Genomic DNA, 20,529 nt, shown 5'->3' with positions numbered 1-20,529 from the left:
CGGAAGCGAATTGCTCGGAGTTGGAACTAAATGAGAGCCAATCCGCAGTTCTTCGCGAAATCAAAGTCGACTCAGCAACAAACGAGCAGCAATCGAAATTCTACAAAGACCTCGAAAGACTCGAAAGAGCCTATTGAATTTGTCTTTTGTTAAACTCTGCCAGCGACTCAATCATGTCCAAAGTTTCACTTCTGGCAGTATCTTCTGTAACCATTTGCTCAACAAGAGCAAGCAATGGAGTAAAGGATTTACCGTCGGATCCCGCAATTCCGATCCCTACCCGCTCAGAGTAAAAGCCATCCTCAATTGGGCCGATAGCCCACACAGATCCGGAAGACGCATTGATCCACGAACCAATCACCACGAGAATTTCAAGAACCTGATCACTGGGAGATTTGGCCCCGTTATGAATGGATTGAACTAGACCGCGCGGAAACGGGCCACTAGCATTACACACCACAGCGCGCTCGGATTCGGTCAGCCCACCTACTACCCTAGGAACAGCTTCTCGGATGAATTTCTCGAGCCTGTGGCCGAAAAACTCTTCATATCTGTCAAGCATGTACACCCCTCGTTAGATTAACCGTGGCACCTCTACCCATGCAACCACCAAATCCCTCTTCCTTCATTTAAATCTGGATGCCAATAACATTCTTTGCTCCAAGCCCAATAAGCAGTGCTCGGATCACTTCGAAGCGCTTCAAGAGACCTCTCGCATTGATCTTTTGTCTCGTACATGAATTGACCAATGTCTGCGAATGCCGATGCAGGAAAAAGAGCTGACACACTGGATACACACACAATTACAAATCCAATAAGGACTGTTCGAACCTTAAGACGCATAAGCTGACATCGTAAGCCGTTGTCACTGATTAGCATGTTTCAATCCCATCAATCCGACCAATGGAAGGGGAAATATTGGTACGCGTACCAGCAAGCACCAATTTGCACACAGAATCAGCCGCGAATGCAAAAATCACTTTGACCCGCAAGTCAAACGGGCAATCATTATATACCTGAACAAATCCCCATTCGGATTGTGCACGAATACAATCGGGGGCCCTTTCGCCAGCCCGACTGATTCCCCCTCCGAAGGTCGGTGCATCCAACGAGGCAATTTTGCCAGTTTCATCGACCTGAACCACAATTTGTTCAACCACCGGTTCTGCACCATCTGGAGATGCAGCAGCCGCGACTGGTGGCACTGTCATTAGAGCACTAACACATATAGCGCTTGTTTTTTCCAACCCATGGAACCTCCCTGATGGACTAATTCTAACGATCCCTTACTGGATACGAATTCAATTTATACCGATTTATCAAAAATGAAAACCTTTTCAGCAATGATTTATAAACCTGTTACGATGAGCTGCATTGATCCAGTTCAGCTCTCTCATTTGAAACCGAGCTGCATGGAGTTGAGGATCAAAGTTCAACAATTCGAGAACTTTACAAACTATTGCTTTCTTTCCTGCTAGTCCCCGCTATGCTTTCGGTTACCCCCTGCGGTGACAGATACTGTCACTACGCCCGCCTGACTTCGGGCCTTACCAACAGAAGAAGCGCCATCAAATCCAACGGGTAGCAGAATGCTCAAAACTAATCTAGGTGGGTCTGGCCAGTATCACGATCTCTGCGACAGCCTTTGCCCGTTACGTTGTGAGTATCCCCGATAATGGGGATACTCGCTGGTCCCGGTATGGCTTATCTGACCTGTAGTTTCCATGATCCGGGGGTGTTGCCGCCGGGAACCAGGACGTTCGATGACAGCTAATAGGGGCACGTCCAGTAGGTAAACTAGGTCTCTTTGCAGGCGTGGGTGCTCGCAACGAATGCCACGACACCAACGACTAGAACAACGCCATACCCATCTCGTTTTCTAGGAGCTCATCATGTCACCGGGGCATTCCATCGACATCTTCCTCGGGTTAGACGTCGGCAAGTCTGAACACCATGCCTGCGTCCTAGACCGTGGCGGCAACAAGGTTTTCGACAAGCCATTGTCACAACTCGAATCCGAACTAGCAGGCATTTTCCATCAACTTCAACAACACGGCACAGTACTCGTTGTCGTCGACCAACCCAACACGATCGGGGCACTTCCTATTGCGGTAGCCCGTGAGTGCGGATGCGAAGTCGGCTATTTGCCGGGCCTGGCCATGCGCAAGGCAGCTAACTTGTATCCAGGGCGTGCGAAAACAGACAAGCGGGACGCTTTCATCATCGCCGATACCGCTCGTACAATGCCCCACACGCTACGTGCTGTAGACCGAAACAACGAAGTTCTCTCGGCGCTAAAGATGCTATCCGGATTCGATGAGGACATCGCCCGTGATTGCACTCGAACCGTCAACCGGCTACGCAGCATCCTTACCCAGATTTATCCAAGTTTGGAACGAGTTTTTGCTGGTAGCACCCTGACCCGCACTCCCATCCTAGATTTGCTGATCCATTACAAGGGGCCACAGGGGCTTAAACGGGCAGGATACCAACGAGTACTCAACTGGATGATCAAGCACACACGCAAAACCCCACCCCGCTTGTAGACGAGATTTTTGCTGCTTTGAAAGCTCAAACAGTCACAGTGCCTGGAAGTGACGACGCTGAGCTCGTCATTCCCCAGCTGGCTGCAAGCATCAAGGCACTGAAAGAGCAGCGTAAAACAATTGCTGAGCAGGTTGAAGGGATGCTTCATGATTTCCCTCTTTGTGAGGTCTTGATGAGTATGCCTGGAGTTGGCATCAAGACCGCAGCACAGATCCTCCTAGCGATCGGTGATGACTCCGACTTCGAAAGTGCTGGCTACCTGGCTGCTTACGCGGGAATTGCCCCAGTCACAAGACGATCTGGATCGTCGATCAGAGGGGAATTCCCCGCACGGTCTGGAAACAAACGCTTGAAAAACGCGCTGTTTTACTCCGCTTTCGCCGCTATACGCAGCTACGAACCTTCAAGACAGTACTACGAACGCAAACGCGCTGAAGGAAAGCGCCACAACGCAGCAATCATCTGCCTGGCACGACGCCGGTGCAACGTCATCTACGCAATGCTGAAAAACAAGGAGTTCTTTCGCGAAATACCGCCACGCCACATCGCAGCATAACGTCTAAAGACGAAACCGACGAGCAAACGCTGGCCAGCTCCTAGGCATCACCCCCATGCCCGTACTCGTCAGCATCGACCAAGCACTTGAAAAACATAGGGACACCCCCTCCATAACCTCGAATTAGTGCGAGAAGTGACGCACGCCTGTGAGGTACATCGTCACACCAGCGTTGTTGGCGGCTTCAATGACTTCAGCATCACGGATCGAACCGCCCGGCTGTACCACGGCCTTTACACCAGCATTCAGCAACACTTCTAGACCGTCTGCAAATGGGAAGAACGCATCAGAGGCCGCGTAGGAACCGCGTGCGCGCTCCTCGCCGTCGGCAAGCGTGTTGGCGCGCTCGACGGCGAGCTTGGCGGAGTCGACACGGTTGACCTGCCCCATGCCGACGCCTACAGAAGCGTTGTTCTTAGCAAGCAGGATGGCATTGGACTTGACTGCACGCACAGAACGCCATGCGAACTCGAGTTCGGCCAGGTCAGCATCCGAAAGTGCGGCGCCGGAAACAAGCTGCCAATTGGCCGGATCATCACCCTCAGCCTGGTAAAGATCTGGCTCCTGGGTGAGGATACCGCCGGAAATGAACTTTTTCTCGGTAGTCGGTGCCTCATATTCCGCGACCAGGATACGAATGTTCTTCTTGGTGGCCAGGATTTCCACCGCCCCGTCTTCATAGGAAGGCGCAAGGATAACTTCAGTGAAGATGTCCTTTACCTGGTTTGCCATCTCCACGCTAACCTCGCGGTTGACTGCGATCACTCCACCGTAAGCGGAAACTGGATCGCAAGCGTGTGCCTTGAGATGCGCGTCAGCGATGGATTCTTCGGAGACCGCGACACCACAAGGGTTGGCGTGCTTGATGATGGCAACGCAAGGACGCTTGTGGTCCCATGCAGCTCGCCACGCAGCCTCAGCGTCTTGGTAGTTGTTGTAGGACATTTCCTTGCCGTGCAGCTGCTTGGCGTTGGCGAGGCCCTTGGTACCGATGCGGGTAACCGTTGCGGACTGGTGAGAGTTCTCGCCGTAGCGCAACGAAGTGGTTGCTTCCTGGTCGGAAAGCTGGCCAACGAGCCAACTGGAAACAGCGGCATCGTAGTCGGCGGTGTGCAAAAACGCGTCACGAGCTAGTTCGCGGCGCCGCTGCAGGGTGAAACCACCGGCTCCCAGAGCCTCGATAACGTCGCCGTACCGAGCTGGGTCTACCACGATGGACACGGATGGGTGGTTCTTGGCCGCAGCGCGAACCATCGAAGGGCCTCCGATGTCGATCTGCTCAACACAGTCATCGAAGCCAGCACCGGATGCCACGGTCTCGCGGAATGGGTACAGATTGACCACCACGAGCTGGAATGCGTCAATGCCTAGGTCATGGAGCTGGTTGAGATGATCCTCTTTGCGGGTATCCGCGAGGATGCCAGCATGCACACGAGGATGCAGGGTCTTCACGCGGCCTTCCAGACACTCTGGGAAGCCGGTGAGCTGCTCAACGGGGGTTACCGGGATGCCGAGATCTGCGATCTTCGCCGCGGTGGAGCCGGTGGACACGATTTCCACGCCCGCCTCGTTCAGTGCTCGTGCCAAATCCTCGAGTCCGGTCTTGTCATAGACGCTGACGAGGGCGCGCTTGATGTCCTTACGGTCTTCGCTCATGTAAAAAGCAACCCTTTCAATGGAAATTTTCCGATTGATATCGATACTATTGCGCTTCACATGGATTAGACGAATTCAGCACGCGCACTATGAGATCGCGTTCGGCTACCTTGATGCGCTCATGCAAACTCCCCTCTGTGTCCCCTGGTTCGACAGGGACCGCAACCTGCGCAATGATCCGCCCCGTATCGACGCCGGCGTCCACCAAATGCACGGTGGAACCAGTGATTTTGACGCCGTACTCTAAAGCGTCACGCACAGCATGTGCTCCCTTGAAAGATGGCAGCAAAGCAGGATGGGTATTGATTACTGAGCCTTCAAATCTGCACAGGAAAGCCGAACCGAGGATGCGCATGAAACCCGCGGACACGATCAAGTCAGCGTCGAATTTCGCGACCGCTGCCGTCAGCGCTTGATCCCAATCTTCGCGATTGGAGTATTCCTTATATATAACAGCCTCAACTGCAACACCTTCATCAGAAGCAACAGTTGTTGCGCGGCAGTCTCGATCAACCACTACCCCGACAACCTCATAGCCATCACCACTACTGCGGATGATCGATTCCAGCAAGCTCCCCGTACCAGAAGCCAGCACCACTACGCTCTTATGTTTCATCAGGTTGCGCTTTCTCCTCGGCTTGCAGTTCTGTCTCTGTTTCAGCTTCAACCGCGGGGTCATATCCGACCTCTTCTACCGCAGCCTCAGCCTCGGAAGGTGCGTCATCCGGTACGACCCTGGTCAAGTGCATATCGGCCACGGCGTCTTGTTCAGAATCATCGGCAGCCTCACTTTCAGAGGACTCCTCAGCATCGTCCGCTACTACCGTGGCAGCGTTTAGGTCGTCATCGGCAAGCTCCGGCATCCGACTGTCCAGCAGCCATCCGACGCCAGCGATGAGCGCGCCAGCCCCCCACAGCCACAGCGGAACCGACAACAATGCCATCCACCACACCGGACCGATGAACCCATAGCCGCCGAGTGTGCCGGAGGCAAAAATCCAAGCAATCAGAGAAATTCCTGCCGACCACAAGCCTGCCAAACCCACAGTCCGAAACGGTCGACGCGCAGACCGCAGGTGCCGATAGGACACAAATGCGGCAATGAAGAGTGGCAGCACAAGTAGTGCCCATGCATAGGGCCATACATGCCCCGGGATTGCCGCGAGTATCGGCAAAGGTGGCAGTGGCACGAGGTAAGCGCCAAATAGACTTAGTGCCCCCTCGCCGAGCGTGAACTCACCGCCCGTGAGAACGAAAACAACGCCGAGGAGAACATTCGGCAGATACAGCAAGCTCAGTCCGCTGAGCCCAAGCGCTGCGCCAGGCTGCGACATACTGCGATACAAATCCGCCGCAGTCGACCAATGCGCAACAAGCAACGCGAGGAAGATCAGACCCGCAGCAACTAACAAGCCGGCCCAATATTTGAGCGCGAGAACTGCGGTATCGAATAGGTCCGCATCAGGCGCATAGCGACGCTCCAGTGCGCGCCACAGCCGAGGCCCCATCCCGATCAGCAAAGCGAGGAGGTGCACAAGCACAGTCCGCCCCAGCATTCCTGGCACGGAGGCCACCGCAACTGGATAGACCGATCCGGCGTCGAGAAGCATTGCCGACGCCGTGAGCGTGAGCAAAAAAGGAACGCCCAGCACGCAACCCGCCAGCACATAAAGGTCAGCAAGAGAGACCTTGTCTTTAACCACTGCATATACCCGCCAGGCAATAACGGCGATCAAGAAACAAGCGGGCAGCAACGGCACATAACCGAGCTCTGTACCTTTGCTAGCCACCGGCGCAGCATTAGCCACCAACCACAGCTGAGCAACCGTGGCAGGAAGAGCGACAAAGCTGGAGCTGGAGACCAAAATCGCCGCAATTGCCATCACAACCACTAATGAGATGATGATCACATTAGCGATCAAGATGAGCGGAAGAAATTCCCGCAGCCGGTCCCTATTACTGTGCCGCTCGCGCGGTTGAACCGGCGTCGCCCGTGCCCGCTGCTGCACGGCGCTTCGAATTAAAGACCGGCTTCGGCTGCGATACTTTCGGTCCGGGCGGGCCTGTGGGCTTGTGTTTTTACTCATCACAACCACTGTGCCACGCAAAACCTAGCAAGCGCGGAAAGGCACGTCTGAACTAAGGAAAAATTGCGCTTGTATCCAAACGCGTAGTGTGACCTATCACCCCACTTGAGAGTCCCTCATTTAGAACCCTCAACAGCACCTTTAGACTTTTTCAATCTCAGAAGAAGGTTTTGTTAGAAATTCTTCGAATGCGCTTGCCTCGAATGTAACGAAGCGCTATCGTAATCTCTCGTTAGGTAACAAGACGGTCACAAAATGATTTTGTGAGTAACGATGGAAGAAGGCTACATGCAACAGCGCGCAACGCGGAACGGCGTCGGACGCCACCGCAAGCAAAGCGTTTCGCCTACGACCAAAGGACGCGTCGCTCTTGTCGCAGTCGCCACAGGCGCAGTTTCCACTGCAGGTGCCGGTGGAGTTGCAGTAGCAGAAGCTACTCATACTGAAGCCCAGTCCCAGCCTGCTATCGAGCTCGCTGCAGACACCAACGCTGCTTTTACCAATGCGACGCCGCAGATCCTCGCAATCGCCGAGTTCAAGCCATTGGCGAACCTTGATGAGCAGGTCAACAAAGCGATCCAGTACAGCCAGGAGCGCATTGCCGCTGACCTCGCCGCCCGCGCACCACAGGTAGTTCGCCCAGCTGAAGGCGCATTCACCTCTGGCTTCGGCGCACGCTGGGGAACCACGCACAACGGCATCGACATTGCTAACTCCATCGGCACTCCAATCGTTGCTGCAATGGACGGCACCGTCCTCGAAGCTGGCCCAGCCTCCGGCTACGGAAACTGGATTCGCATCCAGCATGAAGACGGCTCTATCTCCATCTACGGCCACATGGAGACCCTCGATGTCACCGCTGGACAGCATGTTACCGCTGGCCAGAAGATTGCCGGCATGGGAAGCCGCGGCTTCTCCACCGGTTCCCACCTGCACTTCGAAATTCACCCAGACGGCAAGACCCCCGTGGATCCAATCCCTTGGTTCGCAGCCCGCGGTGTGAACATTTCCTAAAACTTCTGTCTAAAAGACGCCTAGGCCTCCTGCAATTGCAGGAGGCCATTGTGTTTTTAGGAACCCCAGCACGACCGTGATTTCAGGATCATGATTGTGCGAGTAACATCGCAATTTCTGCTTTCCGCAACGCAGCACAACGCTGACAATCATGATCCTGAAATCATGGTCGTGCGTGAGCTAATACCGCAACGCCCTACAGCTTCTCCATCGGCACTCCGCCGATCAGCATGAGTCGCACCTTCCCGGCAGACCCGAAATCGATCATCACAGTTGCGCGAGGCCCAGAGCCATCCACCGAAAGTACCTTTCCTAAGCCGTACTTCTCATGGTTGACGCGATCTCCGACTGCAAGCTGGAGATTGTTGTTGAGCGAGCGCTTCGGCGCTGCCGGAATCGTCGACCTGCTTGGCGGCGTCCGATAGCTCTGGCCGCCCCAGTCAGAGCCACCCGAGTAGGACCCCGAGGAACCCCAGGACGAGCCGCCGAAGCCTCGCTCCGGCTCGGTACGCTTCCAGTCAATGAGATCGGTGGGGATTTCCGCTAAGAACCGCGATGCAGGATTCGTCAACGGATTGCCCCAGGAGCTTCGCAGCATCGCACGCGAGAGGTACAGACGCTTCCGGGCGCGAGTGATGCCAACGTATGCAAGTCGTCGTTCCTCCGCGAGTTCCTTCGGATCCCCCAGCGCCCGCAGGTGCGGAAACTGGCCGTCTTCCCAACCAGTGACAAATACGACCGGAAACTCGAGCCCCTTCGCTGTATGCAGCGTCATGAGGGTGACCACGCCTTGTTCACCATCCGGGATCTGATCCGCATCGGCGACCAGAGAGACCCGTTCTAGGAAGGCTTGCAACGAACCGGGATCCGGCTCGCCTTCCGCAGGTTCCACGCCTTCTTCTTCAGCGAAGGCCACAACGTTGGCGGCCTCGGAGGAGAACTCGCGGGCAATGGAAACTAGCTCGTTAAGGTTGTCGAGTCGCGCACCATCCTGCGGATCATTGGACACTTCGAGCTCTGCCTTGTATCCGGTCACGTCTAAAACTGCCGAAACAACATTGCCGATGTTGGGCAACCCGGTAGTCTCATCGACGTCGGCAAGCGCTGAACTGCGCAGTTCAGCCATCATGTCGTTAAATTTGGCCACTGCGTTCCGGCCTCGCCCACCAAGCAGGTTGACTTCCCCAGCAGCCGCGTCTGCCAACGCCTGCGAAAACGGAATGCTGTGCTGCTCCGCATGCAGACCAATGAAGGCAATCGCCCTGTCACCGATGCCGCGTCGTGGAGTGTTAATGATCCGCCGCAACGAGACGGTGTCATCAGGGTTCTCAAGTACACGCAAGTAGGCGACAATGTCGCGGATTTCTTTGCGCTCGTAGAAGCGTGTACCACCCACCACCTTGTACGGGATACCCGTGCGCATGAACACGTCTTCCAGTGCACGCGAGGAGTTATTCGTGCGGTACATAACTGCGATATCGCCAAAGTTCAGGCCACCATCGACAAGACGGTCTATTTCTGTGGCCACAAATCGTGCTTCATCGTGCTCGTTATCGGCCACGTAGCCGACGATGGGCTCGCCAGAACCCAACGCCGTCCACAGCTTCTTCTCCCGGCGATTCTCATTCTGTGCAATGACCGCATTTGCAGCAGACAGAATCGTCTGGGTGGAGCGGTAGTTCTGCTCCAACACGATAGTGCGCGCTTCGGGGTAGTCCTTTTCAAATTCCTCAATGTTGCGAATCGTCGCGCCACGGAAAGCGTAAATGGACTGATCCGCGTCACCGACCACTGCCAACTCTGCCGGCGGGACCGCATGCGGTTCGGATGAAGGGCGTCCCACTAGCGTCGCTACCAGGACGTATTGAGCGTGGTTGGTGTCCTGATACTCGTCGATCAGTACATGTCGGAAGCGACGCCGATAGTGCTCCGCCACCTCTGGATGCCGCTTGAATACACCGACTACCTCGCCAATCAGGTCATCAAAGTCCACCGCATTTGAGCTGCGAAGTCGCCGCTGGTACTCGGTGTATACCCGGGCCACGGTCATCGCATAGGGCTCTCCCCCTGCTTGCTCCAGCGCCTCTGCTGGAGTGAGGAGCTCGTTCTTGTGGTTAGAAATTGACGTCGCCAGTCCGCGCGCGCTGAATCGCTTTGCGTCTAGTTCCATGTCCTTAGCAATCATCGTGAGCAGACGCTTCGAATCGTCGCCGTCATAGATCGTGAAGTTGGTGTTCAGGCCGTCGACAAGCCCCGCCTGCTGCCGCAGAATTCGCACACACGTCGAGTGGAAGGTGGAAACCCACATTCGTTCCGCAGCCGGGCCGACTAGCCCCATCACGCGCTCTCTCATCTCAGCGGCCGCTTTGTTGGTGAAGGTGATCGCCAGAATCTGACCTGGATGCACCCCGTGTTGCAGCAGATAGGCAATGCGACGCGTCAGCACAGCAGTCTTACCGGAACCAGCGCCAGCAACGATCAGCAGCGGCACCCCACGGTGTTCGACCGCTGCGCGCTGTTCGGGATTGAGCCCCTCCAGCAGATCCGAAGTAGAACCGAACGCATCTGCGCCGCTTATCGACGGCCGACGCGCACCAAACGGATGGGATTGTCCAAAGCTATTGTTCATAATGCTCTACAGCCTACTGCTAGGCCCGGACACAGACTGTGACGTGGCAGAATAGAAAGCTATGAGCGAAGACTTTGAAATCCGGATGCCTTCCGGCACCGATGATCCCCTTTCAGACGCGGAGATCCAAAAATGCCGGGAGGAAATAAACCGTCTGGACAATGTAATCCTCGATGCTGTGAAACGCCGAACTGAAGTATCCAAGGCTATCGGCCGCACTAGAATGGGCGCTGGCGGTACACGACTCGTCCACACCCGCGAAGTAGCAATCATCAATCGCTTCCGTGAGGAAATCGGCGAAGAAGGCCCAGCTCTAGCCGCAATCTTGCTCCGAATGGGGCGCGGAAAACTGGGTTAAAAGCGGGAAGCTCAAACCCCAACTACTGTGGAGGGAAGTTACTTACCCGCGACAATTTGGGAGCACAACCGCCATGGATATCACTAGCACCACCTCGTGGAACGAACTGGCCACGCAGCACGCAGCCTTCAAGAATTCCAGCCTGCGCGACCTCTTCGCTGCCGACCCATCTCGCGCTGAAAAGCTCACTTTCGATGCCGCAGGCCTGCGCGTCGACCTGTCCAAGAACCTGATCGACCAGGATGTCATCAATCGCCTGGTAGCAGTCGCAGAGGCCGTCAAGCTGAAAGAGCGCACCGCGGACATGTTCAAGGGCGCGCACATCAACAACACCGAGGATCGCGCGGTGCTACACACTGCACTGCGTATGCCGGTGGAAGACTCTCTGGAGGTCGACGGCCAAGACGTGGCAGCAGATGTCCACGAGATCCTCGGTCGGATGCGCGACTTCGCCCACGACCTGCGTTCCGGCGAATGGCTCGGACACACCGGCCACACCATCAAGACCATCGTGAACATCGGCATCGGTGGCTCTGATCTCGGCCCAGCCATGGCAACGAAGGCACTGCGTCACTACGCAGTCGCCGGCATCGACGCCATGTTCGTCTCCAACGTTGACCCAGCTGACATGGTGGCCACCCTGGAGGTCCTCGACCCAGGCTCCACCCTCTTCGTCATCGCATCCAAGACCTTCACCACCCAAGAGACGCTGGCAAACGCTCACGCCGCCAAGCGCTGGCTGCTGGAAGCTTTCGAAGGCGACGAGTCTGCCATCGCGAAGCACTTCGTGGCGGTTTCCACTAACGCTGAAAAAGTCGCAGAATTTGGCATCGATACCAAGAACATGTTCGGTTTCTGGGATTGGGTAGGAGGTCGCTACTCCGTAGATTCCGCCATCGGCTTATCTCTCATGGCTGTCATCGGTCCGATGGACTTCATGCGTTTCCTGGAAGGCTTCCATGCGATGGACGAGCACTTCCGCACCACCCCATTTGAGAAGAACGTCCCAGTGCTCATGGCTCTGCTCGGCATCTGGTACTCCAACTTCTACGGCGCCGACACCCACGCAGTGTTGCCTTATTCCCAAGATCTGGCCCGCTTCCCTGCTTATCTACAGCAGCTCACTATGGAGTCCAACGGCAAGTCGGTCCGTCGAGACGGCACCGCGGTCACCACCGGCACCGGGGAGATCTACTGGGGCGAGCCCGGCACCAATGGCCAGCACGCTTTCTTCCAGTTGATTCACCAGGGCACCCGGATGATCCCAGCAGACTTCATCGGCTTTGCCCGCCCGAAGGAAGACCTGCCAACCGCTTCCGGCGAAGGCTCCATGCATGACCTACTCATGTCCAACTTCTTCGCACAGACCAAGGTGCTCGCCTTTGGTAAGGACGCTGCCGAGATCGCTGCCGAAGGCGTCCCCGCAGAGTTGGTGAACCACAAGGTCATGCCTGGCAACCGCCCTACCACCACAATCCTTGCACCAGAGCTCACCCCGGCTGTGCTCGGCGCACTCATCGCGCTCTACGAACACATCACCTTTGTGCAGGGCGTTATCTGGGACATCAACTCCTTCGACCAGTGGGGAGTTGAGCTTGGCAAAAAGCAGGCCGGCGATCTGCTCCCCGCCGTGACTGGCGAGGCAAAGGCTGACTCCGGAGACTCCTCCACTGACAGCTTGATCGGCTGGTACCGATCCCAGAAGTAGGCACCACGCGAGTCAGCCGCCAGTTGGATGCTTGATTTTCGAAGATGGCTCCAGCTGGCGGGTTATCCCGAGCAAGCTAACGGAAGGTAGCTCATGGCCGAAAAGAGAAGAAGCATTCAAAGCAATGCTCAAATCGCGGCCGAGGTGGTGAAGGTTTTGGCTGATGCCGCCGCAAACGACAAAGTCAAGGACGTTGCGGACCGCCTGGTTCACGCCGGTGGGAACGCAGCGAATCGAATTCTGGCAGCCGCGAAAACGCGGGATCCCTTTGATGACCTCGAAGCCAAACTCGATGCTATGGCGGAGTTGGTTCACAGTGAACAAGGCCAGCGCCTGCCCCTTAAGGATCGTGAAACGGTGCTGCAGGAATGCGAAACCTTTAAGCGCGGCATCCAGATTTCTAGGTCGCTGCATGGGCGCGAGCAACGCCAAAAGCTCGGGATGCTCCGCAAGCAGATCAATGCGCGTTTCGACGCCGTTTTTGAGCTTGCTATTCTCAACAGCCCTCGTATCAAGGGGTAGCAATCCCTGCGTGGTCAACCTCATCCCCAGCCCCGTGGATGATACGCTTTAGCTTTGACCAGCGTTTTCTGATCGAACTGCACAAAGGACTAGAGCAATTTTTTCTTCCATTGTTGACTGGGTAGTTTCCCTCATGGCCACGCTCGGTGCCCCCGGCGTAGGCATCGCAATTCTGCTGGAGAATCTCTTTCCTCCAATCCCATCCGAAGTTGTTTTGCCGCTGGCCGGCTTTACAGCCGCGCAAGGAAAGATGAATGTCTACCTGGCATTTGTCTTCGCAACCATCGGTTCCGTCGTCGGCGCCTACATCCTGTACGGTGTGGGCGCTGCTATTGGTGCTGAGAGACTACGCAAGATCGCGGACTGGATGTGGCTGACCACTCGGGAAGACGTGGACAAATCTCTGGAATGGTTTGACAAGTATGGCCCTTGGTCCATCTTTTTCGGTCGATTGATTCCAGGCATTCGTTCCCTGATTTCCATTCCGGCAGGTATTGACCGCATGAATCTGTTCATGTTCGGTCTGTACACCACGATCGGTTCGGCCATTTGGAACGCGATCCTCGTAGCCTTGGGCTTCTGGCTTGGAGACCGCTACACCGTCGTCGCTGATGTCATCGACAAGTACTCCAGCGTGGTGTACGCCATCGTCGCCGTTGTGCTCGTATGGCTGCTGGTGCATCTGATTCGTCGCGACCTCAAATCAAAGCGCGCGGCGGAAAACAAAGCCTAGCGGCTGGGCCGTCACGCACGCCGACCGCGGCGGGAAGACTGAACGCGCTGCATTCGTCGCTTACATCTTCACCATCGGTTCGTAACCGTAGGGGATGCGGTCGGAGGCAACAATAGTTTTGCCGAATGGGAAGCAAGTGACCGGTATCATCTTGAGATTTGCCCAGGCTAGCGGGATCCCAATAATCGTGACTGCTTGCGCGACCGCTGTGGTGACGTGGCCAAGAGCTAACCACAGCCCAGCCACAAGGAACCACACGACGTTCGACAGCGCACCAAGCGGAGAGCTACCCGAGGTTGGTTGCACAACAGTGCGGCCAAATGGCCACAAGACGTAATTTGCGATGCGGAAGGCTGCTACCCCGGCCGGGATTGTGACCACAAAAATGCAAGCAATGATGCCAGCCAAGTAGTAGCTCAAGGACAGCCAGATTCCGCCGGTGATGACCCAAATGATGTTCAGGATGGTTTTCATGCCTCCAGCATATGGCTTCGCGCTCTTAGGCGACACGGGTGATCTAGAATATGTCTGTGGCTACCGATGACATTCGACTTTCTGATTCCGAGCGTTCTGTTGCGCTACAGGCTCTTGGCACTCACTTCGCCGAGGGACGCATCGACATGACTGAGTTCAACGAGCGCACAGAGAAGGCAGCTACCGCACGAACGTTCAGCGAGTTGAAGGAACTGTTCGAAGACTTACCCGGCGGCGTCCCCTTCACAGTGGGAGCCACCGGGCTGCAAGCTCAGCTTCCGGCAGCTACTCCCCTAGCGGACATTGCCCCTGACGTGGCAGAACTGAATGATCTGAAGGCGCGTGGCAGGAAGATCCAGGTCCTCGATTTAGTTTTCACTGCCGTGGGGCTGACTGTATTTTTCGTCGGGATGGCTCTTGACTGGTCTTATTTTTGGGTAGCCATGTTGGCTGCCGGCGCAGGCATGGTGGGATCCCGTGCGCTGCTTCGCTTCGACGAACACGAAGAAAAGGCTTTTGAGTCGCTCGAAAAGGCAGAGACGAAAGCAAAACAGCAGCGGCTTATCGACGCCGAAAAGCGCCTCCGCGAACTCGAAGGCTAGCCACGCAGCTGGCAGTTGGGGCACCACCACACAATTCTTTCGAGTTCATCCGGATCCCACTGCAATGAGTCTTTCAATATCGGAGTACCGCAACGCCGACATGGTTGGCCGTGCCGCCCAAAGACGTAGCCGTTTTCCCCAGCGCGTTTCACTCCGGTAGTCACCCGGATCGGCGAGTTTCGGTTCTCCCACATGACGCGCCGGGTGATAGCTAGGACTCGCGGCACGTCCACATGAGCTACTGGTGTACCGGGATGAATGCCAGCAAGGAAGCAGATTTCTGCTCGGTACTCGTTACCCACCCCAGCAAGGTTCTTCTGATCTAACAGCGCCGATCCGATGGGGCGTTCGGGCCGCGCAGCAATTCGACGTAGCGCTGCCATTTTCCCGTATTCTTCCCAGTCGGGATAGAGGACATCGGGGCCGAGATACCCCATTTTTTCGGCGTAGCTACTGGCCGGAAATACTTCGACCAGTCCTAGTTCGAAACCAATGACTTCGATGGGCCGGGGCTCGTCCCGGAACTGCAGCACTACGCGGGCGAGGTGTCCCTGTTTCGGCCACTTATCCCCCAGGCGATGGATTGCCCAGGTTCCTTCCATCTTCAGGTGCGTGTGCAAAATATTCCCGCCGCTGAACTGCATGAATAAGTGTTTGCCATAAGGCCAGAGTCGCTGTACCCGCTCGCCGTCGAAGCGTGTCAGTGCCACGCTCGGTACGCGTAGAGACGTAGCGAGCACCTCCCTGCCTCGCAAGAACTGCAAGCGTTTGGAGAGTTGGTAAACGGAATCTCCCTCAGGCACCTATTGCCCCTTTCGATTGAATGGGTTCCCAAAGCTCAGTGGCGGTGGGTCCTCAGACCATTCGGAACGGTCTTCTTCATTATCATCAAAGGACACGGCATCTTTCAGCGAGCGGCCACGCTGCGGTGCTTTCCTAGCAGCACCGCGATCTGCGGGTCTCCCACCGATTTTCAGGCCTTTGGGGGTGATGGTGGCACCGGCCTGTTTGAACTCTGCAACAAGATCGGATTCGAAAACAGACTCACCGTTGATTTTTTCGACGACGATGCGCTGGAGCCTGCCGCTAGCGATGCTGCTCGACAGCGCAATCACCACTCGTTCCACCAGTTGCACGGTGCTTTCGCCAATCCCATCCGGCAAGCTTTCAAAAAACAGGTTGAGAGTGCGGCCACCGCGGCTGAGCTGTGCAAGGAGGAGGCCGTCGACAAGCAACACGAGCGCGCCCGCAGACCGACTGGGCCGCAACTCAACGTCCGGCCACGGCAATGCTGCGCCATAAGGATTCGCGGGGTCAGTGGCGGCGAGCACATACATCAAGGGATCCTTCGTCCCTGAGGGCCAACCACTCAGGTCTGCACTATCGCCAAGGCCACGCAGCCTATCGACGATGGCTGGCGTGGAAAACTGCGCGGCTCCCAGGCCCTCGATAACATAACCCCGCAGTGCTTTGCCGTTTTCTTCGAAACGAGACAACACCTTATACGCCAAGGCGAAGCCCCCGAGGACATCCTCCGCGACAATCGAGCCGCGCGTCACCACACCATAACGATCCAACCAGGCTTCACCGTGGGCAACAGACCGCGCCGTCGCCTCGTTGGAAGGCTGAACACTCAGGCTCCACCTGCCCAGCATGTCTGGCGGTACTCCCTGTTGTTGGCTCTGGGCAAAGGAGGTGCGCCCCATTCTTAGTCGTCCCCGGGTAGGGCGTCGCTGTGCACGATGTGCAGTTCCCTTGCTTCCTGCCCCGGAAAGCCTGGCGCGTAGTGCAGCGAAGCTATCCGGCGTCGCTAAGCCTTGGTCGACCAGCGACCACAACGCGTCCCGCAGTTCCGCGACTGGCACCTGGATCTCCGTGACCAAGTCCGCAAAGTAGAAACCACCACCGCGCCGAAGTATTTCTAGTATTTGTTCTTCGAGCGGAGAAAGCGCGGGTTCCTGCAGCTGCGGGGCCAATTCTGCCGCGTAGTCTGCAGGCAAAAGCATCACCCACGGATCCTTTGTTGCCGCAACACCCGCGCCCAGAATGCGAATCTCGCCAGAGGATGTCAGCTCATCTAGCAGCGCAGGGGCATAATCTGCCACGCGCGCAGGCAGCACAAGAGTCTCCCAGGCGCTGGCTGGAAGTCGCACCCCTGCTAGCTGCTCCAACACTTGAAATACCCCATCAGCGCCACTGAGCTCAGGCTGCTTGCCGACGGCCGCAACCCCCAACCATTCGGGTAAGAACCGCCCGAAAGTACTGGCGGAAACCGGCTCCGATTCGGCACGAGCCCGGGCCAAGCTGATCGACCGGATCCGCTTCAGCACTTCAACTGCGCAGTATTCGACCTCCACTACACTCGTGCGATAGTGCCCCTCCACCACCACTTTCTGCGCCAGGGCGGTCTGTACAGCTACTAGTGCAGTTGAATGCCCTAGGCCGAAAGTATTCGCCAATTCTGCCACTGTGAAGGGGCCACGACTTCGCGCAAAGCGGTGCACCAACTGGGCTAAGGCATCAGTGATGGGAGTGGATTGTGCTGAAACCCCAGCAGGCACGGGGATTCCTAGCGCATCGCGAAGCAAAGGCGCATCTATGCTCTGGGCAAGGTGTTCTTGGCCAGCGATACGCACCTGCATCACTCGATTTCCCAGGCTGCCTAGGGCCGATTCCAAGGGACGAGGAAAGCTCACATGCTGTTCCAAAGTTGCAAGGGGAATTGGGCCGATGAGGCGCAAAATGTCAGCCAGCTCTTCTGGGGTTCGCCCGCGTCGTTCTGGCGCTATGCGTTGTAGTCCGGCATGCACCTGCGCGATAACCTCTTGGTCGAGGAGTTCTCGCAGTTCAACGGTGCCGAGAAGCTTGGCTAAGAGGTTCGGATCAAGAGCCAACGCGGCGGCACGCTTTTCCGCGAGCGGAGAGTCCCCTTCGTACATGAACGCGCCCGTGTAGTTGAACAGCAGAGTCGAGGCGAACGGGCTCGGCTGCTCGGTGGTCACCTCTGCAATACGGATGTTCCGCAACCCGAGATCACGCTGCACTTGCTGCAGGGCGGGCAAGTCATAGACGTCTTGCAAGCACTCACGCACGGTTTCCAAGATGATGGGAAACGAGGGATACTTCCTAGCGACGTCGAGTAGCTGGGCTGCCCGTTGCCGTTGCTGCCACAGCGGAGCGCGCTTTCCCGGATTTCGACGTGGCAGCAGCAGACCACGGGCAGCGCATTCGCGGAACCTCGACGCAAACAAGGCGGAATTGCCCACCTGCTCGGTGACGATGTCCCGGATCTCCTCCGCGTCGAAGCTGAACAGCGCAGCACCAGGCTCTGAATCCGACTCCGGCAACCGCAGTACAATCCCATCGTCTCCGGCAACTGCTTGGGCATCCATGCCGGTGTCCGCCGCAATACGAGCCCCTACAGCCAGTGCCCAAGCCGCATTTACTCCGCGACCAAAAGGCGTGTGCAGCACTACCCGCCAGTCCCCCATCTCATCACGGAAGCGCTCTAAGAGCAGGGTCTTTTCATCTGGGACGAGCCCGGTCGCTGCTTCTTGTTCTTGTAGGAACTGGATGAGGTTGTTTCGCGCTCGCGCATCCAGCCCGATGTGGTCCAACACCGCGGCGTCGCGACGCACCTGCCGCCGGAACTCTCCGAGCGCAACACCAAGCTCAGCGGGGCGTCCCGCCTGGTCACCAGTCCAGAACGGCAGCCGCCCGGTGTGGCCCGGCGCGGGAGAAACCAAGACCTGGTCACGGGTAATGTCCTCGATGCGCCAACTCGTGGCGCCCAGGGTAAACACATCACCGACGCGGGATTCGTAGACCATTTCTTCGTCTAACTCACCCACCCGGCGTGGAGCTCGATCTTGCGTTGATCCTGTCAAAAAGACACCGAACATCCCACGATCCGGGATGGTGCCACCACTGGTCACCGCGACGCGCTGCGCGCCAGGACGAGCTGAAAGAACTCCCGCAGCACGGTCGTACACTACCCGCGGGCGTAGCTCCGCGAAATCGGTAGATGGGTAACTGCCCGAAGCCAGATCGAGGACCGCATCAAAGACGTCACGCGCAAGGTCACGATAGGGGTAAGCCCGGCGCACGGTATCGAACCATTCCTCGACGTTGAGATCCTGCAAGACCGTAGCAGCGATGGTTTGTTGAAGTAAGACATCCAATGCATTCTGCGGAACTCGCAGCTCTTCAATGAGCCCCGCTCGCATCCGATCAACGGTCACCGCTGATTGGACGAGATCTGAGCGATGCTTAGGATAAAAGCTGCCCCGCGAGACAGCACCGACGGAGTGCCCTGCGCGGCCTACTCGTTGCAGACCAGAGGCTACGGAGGGCGGAGATTCGACTTGGATAACCAGATCGACCGCACCCATATCGATGCCCAACTCCAGCGAGGAGGTTGCGATAACGCATTTGAGTTCACCAGCTTTGAGGGCCGTTTCAGTTCGACTTCTTTCCTCTTTGGACACTGACCCGTGATGGGCTCGCGCGATGACGGCGGGGGCTTTCCCCGCGACGTCAACGGACTTCATCAACTGGGCCGGGTTGCGTCGCAGTTCAGGAGACAAGGCTGCCGGATCTTGCTCTAAGGCGTACAACTCATTAAGGCGAGAGGTGAGACGCTCAGCGGTGCGCCGAGAGTTGACGAATACCAGCGTCGAATGCGCCGCCATCACTTCCGCGTAAAGCTCTTCCTCGATGAAAGGCCAAATGGACTTTTGCTGTGGCAACGCCGATTCCTGCGCTGGAGTCGCCCCGCCGAACCCGTATGGGTCATCAAGCACTGCTTCCCCAATCGGTGAACCTTGCTCAGCAGTCGGTAAATCAGAGAGATCAGCTACCGGAACGTGAATATCCAGCTGCCATTGTTTAGAACTCTCCGGCGCAACCAGCGCAACGGGACGAGATCCCCCTAGAAACGCAGCCACCCGCTCAAGCGGCCGGACTGTAGCTGAAAGACCGATGCGTTGGAACTCCCCTGCCAGCGCCGCGAGCCTTTCTAAAGAAAGTGCCAAATGCACTCCACGCTTTGTGCCCGCCATGGCATGGATTTCATCAATGATGACGGTGTCTACCTGGTCGAGGATCGTAGCAGCCTTAGAAGTCAGCATCAGATATAGCGATTCCGGCGTCGTGATGAGGATGTCCGGTGGCTGTCGCAATTGTCGGTTGCGCTCTGCGGCCGGGGTATCTCCTGAGCGCACACCAACCGACACTGTTGGCTCCGCAAACCCGAGCCGAGCTGCCACCCGCGAAATGCCCACAAGCGGCGCCCGGAGATTGTTTTCCACGTCCACTCCCAGGGCTTTGAGCGGAGAAATATAAAGCACTTTGACTTTGGCATTGCTGCGGGAAGATGTGTAAGGGGCGTCGATAAGCGCCGGCAAAGGGGGCTGCTCAGGTTCTTCCACGAGCGCATTAATCGCCCACAGAAACGCCGCCAAGGTTTTACCGGAACCAGTCGGTGCCACGACCAGGGCATGCGATCCTGCGGAGATTTCCTGCCAAGCTTGCTCTTGAACTGCCGTGGGAGCTGCGAATACGTCCTCGAACCACGTCCTCACTTGCGGGCAGAAGCGATCAAGGATGGTGGATGTCATGCTTCCATGTAACCAAACAACTACC

The 20,529-nt window shown here is 56.8% G+C and carries 15 protein-coding genes and 1 pseudogene; 7 read left to right on the top strand and 9 right to left on the bottom strand.

Annotated features, from left to right (window positions below):
- Positions 1 to 130: 130 nt before the first annotated feature.
- Positions 131 to 562, bottom strand: a complete 432-nt coding sequence (locus WG936_RS07650; RefSeq protein ID WP_339572538.1) for a hypothetical protein — start codon at positions 560 to 562, stop codon at positions 131 to 133.
- Positions 563 to 872: 310 nt separating this feature from the next.
- Positions 873 to 1,160, bottom strand: a complete 288-nt coding sequence (locus tag WG936_RS07645) for a hypothetical protein (protein WP_339572537.1) — start codon at positions 1,158 to 1,160, stop codon at positions 873 to 875.
- A 732-nt stretch (positions 1,161 to 1,892) separates the two neighbouring features.
- On the opposite strand from WG936_RS07645, the pseudogene WG936_RS07640 reads away from it, so the two are divergent.
- Positions 1,893 to 3,103 (top strand): annotated as a pseudogene (locus tag WG936_RS07640) (IS110 family transposase).
- 123 nt (positions 3,104 to 3,226) lie between these two features.
- Here WG936_RS07640 and purH read toward each other — a convergent pair.
- The 3 genes from purH to WG936_RS07625 are packed head-to-tail and all read right to left on the bottom strand — an operon-like array spanning position 3,227 to position 6,846.
- Positions 3,227 to 4,759 carry a bifunctional phosphoribosylaminoimidazolecarboxamide formyltransferase/IMP cyclohydrolase gene (gene purH, locus WG936_RS07635; protein WP_339572536.1) on the bottom strand — a complete coding sequence of 511 codons (1,533 nt, stop codon included), beginning with the start codon at positions 4,757 to 4,759 and terminating at the stop codon, positions 3,227 to 3,229.
- A gap of 46 nt (positions 4,760 to 4,805) precedes the next feature.
- Positions 4,806 to 5,375, bottom strand: coding sequence for a phosphoribosylglycinamide formyltransferase (purN, locus tag WG936_RS07630; protein WP_339563900.1), 570 nt, complete (start codon positions 5,373 to 5,375; stop codon positions 4,806 to 4,808).
- The gene (locus WG936_RS07625) at positions 5,365 to 6,846 is read right to left on the bottom strand and encodes a cell division protein PerM (RefSeq protein WP_339572535.1); all 1,482 of its coding nucleotides are present in this window, start codon (positions 6,844 to 6,846) and stop codon (positions 5,365 to 5,367) included. Before WG936_RS07625 ends, purN begins: the two co-directional genes overlap by 11 nt.
- A gap of 288 nt (positions 6,847 to 7,134) precedes the next feature.
- On the opposite strand from WG936_RS07625, the gene WG936_RS07620 reads away from it, so the two are divergent.
- Positions 7,135 to 7,860, top strand: a complete 726-nt coding sequence (locus WG936_RS07620; protein ID WP_339563902.1) for a M23 family metallopeptidase — start codon at positions 7,135 to 7,137, stop codon at positions 7,858 to 7,860.
- A 196-nt stretch (positions 7,861 to 8,056) separates the two neighbouring features.
- Here WG936_RS07620 and WG936_RS07615 read toward each other — a convergent pair whose 3' ends face one another.
- Positions 8,057 to 10,489, bottom strand: coding sequence for a UvrD-helicase domain-containing protein (locus tag WG936_RS07615; RefSeq protein WP_339572534.1), 2,433 nt, complete (start codon positions 10,487 to 10,489; stop codon positions 8,057 to 8,059).
- Between the two features lie 61 nt (positions 10,490 to 10,550).
- On the opposite strand from WG936_RS07615, the gene WG936_RS07610 reads away from it, so the two are divergent.
- The 4 genes from WG936_RS07610 to WG936_RS07595 all read left to right on the top strand — a co-directional run bounded on the left by WG936_RS07610 (position 10,551) and on the right by WG936_RS07595 (position 13,810).
- A complete protein-coding gene (locus WG936_RS07610; protein WP_339563904.1) occupies positions 10,551 to 10,847 on the top strand; it encodes a chorismate mutase in 297 nt (98 codons plus the stop codon).
- A gap of 73 nt (positions 10,848 to 10,920) precedes the next feature.
- Entirely contained in the window at positions 10,921 to 12,555 is a 1,635-nt protein-coding gene (gene pgi / locus WG936_RS07605) for a glucose-6-phosphate isomerase (RefSeq protein WP_339563905.1), read from the top strand.
- A 93-nt stretch (positions 12,556 to 12,648) separates the two neighbouring features.
- Positions 12,649 to 13,077, top strand: coding sequence for a hypothetical protein (locus WG936_RS07600; protein WP_339572533.1), 429 nt, complete (start codon positions 12,649 to 12,651; stop codon positions 13,075 to 13,077).
- Positions 13,078 to 13,210: 133 nt separating this feature from the next.
- Complete coding sequence (locus WG936_RS07595; protein ID WP_339563907.1) at positions 13,211 to 13,810, top strand: DedA family protein; 600 nt, start codon at positions 13,211 to 13,213, stop codon at positions 13,808 to 13,810.
- A gap of 60 nt (positions 13,811 to 13,870) precedes the next feature.
- On the opposite strand, the gene WG936_RS07590 is transcribed toward WG936_RS07595, so the two are convergent.
- Positions 13,871 to 14,284, bottom strand: a complete 414-nt coding sequence (locus WG936_RS07590) for a YccF domain-containing protein (protein WP_339563908.1) — start codon at positions 14,282 to 14,284, stop codon at positions 13,871 to 13,873.
- 56 nt (positions 14,285 to 14,340) lie between these two features.
- Between WG936_RS07590 and WG936_RS07585 the strand changes: the two genes are divergently transcribed.
- On the top strand, positions 14,341 to 14,886 hold the full coding sequence (locus WG936_RS07585) for a DUF1707 SHOCT-like domain-containing protein (RefSeq protein ID WP_339572532.1): 546 nt from the start codon (positions 14,341 to 14,343) through the stop codon (positions 14,884 to 14,886).
- Here WG936_RS07585 and WG936_RS07580 read toward each other — a convergent pair.
- Positions 14,883 to 15,689 (bottom strand): DNA-formamidopyrimidine glycosylase family protein, encoded by an 807-nt coding sequence (locus WG936_RS07580; RefSeq protein ID WP_339572531.1) that lies wholly within the window; start codon positions 15,687 to 15,689, stop codon positions 14,883 to 14,885. The genes WG936_RS07585 and WG936_RS07580 overlap by 4 nt on opposite strands.
- Entirely contained in the window at positions 15,690 to 20,504 is a 4,815-nt protein-coding gene (locus WG936_RS07575) for an ATP-dependent helicase (protein WP_339572530.1), read from the bottom strand. It lies immediately after the preceding gene.
- Positions 20,505 to 20,529 lie beyond the last annotated feature (25 nt).

This window comes from Corynebacterium sp. H127, from assembly GCF_037482665.1.
Taxonomy (GTDB): Bacteria; Actinomycetota; Actinomycetes; order Mycobacteriales; family Mycobacteriaceae; genus Corynebacterium.
Note: the sequence above shows the minus strand (reverse complement) of the source record. Positions and strands in the feature narration are given on the sequence as shown.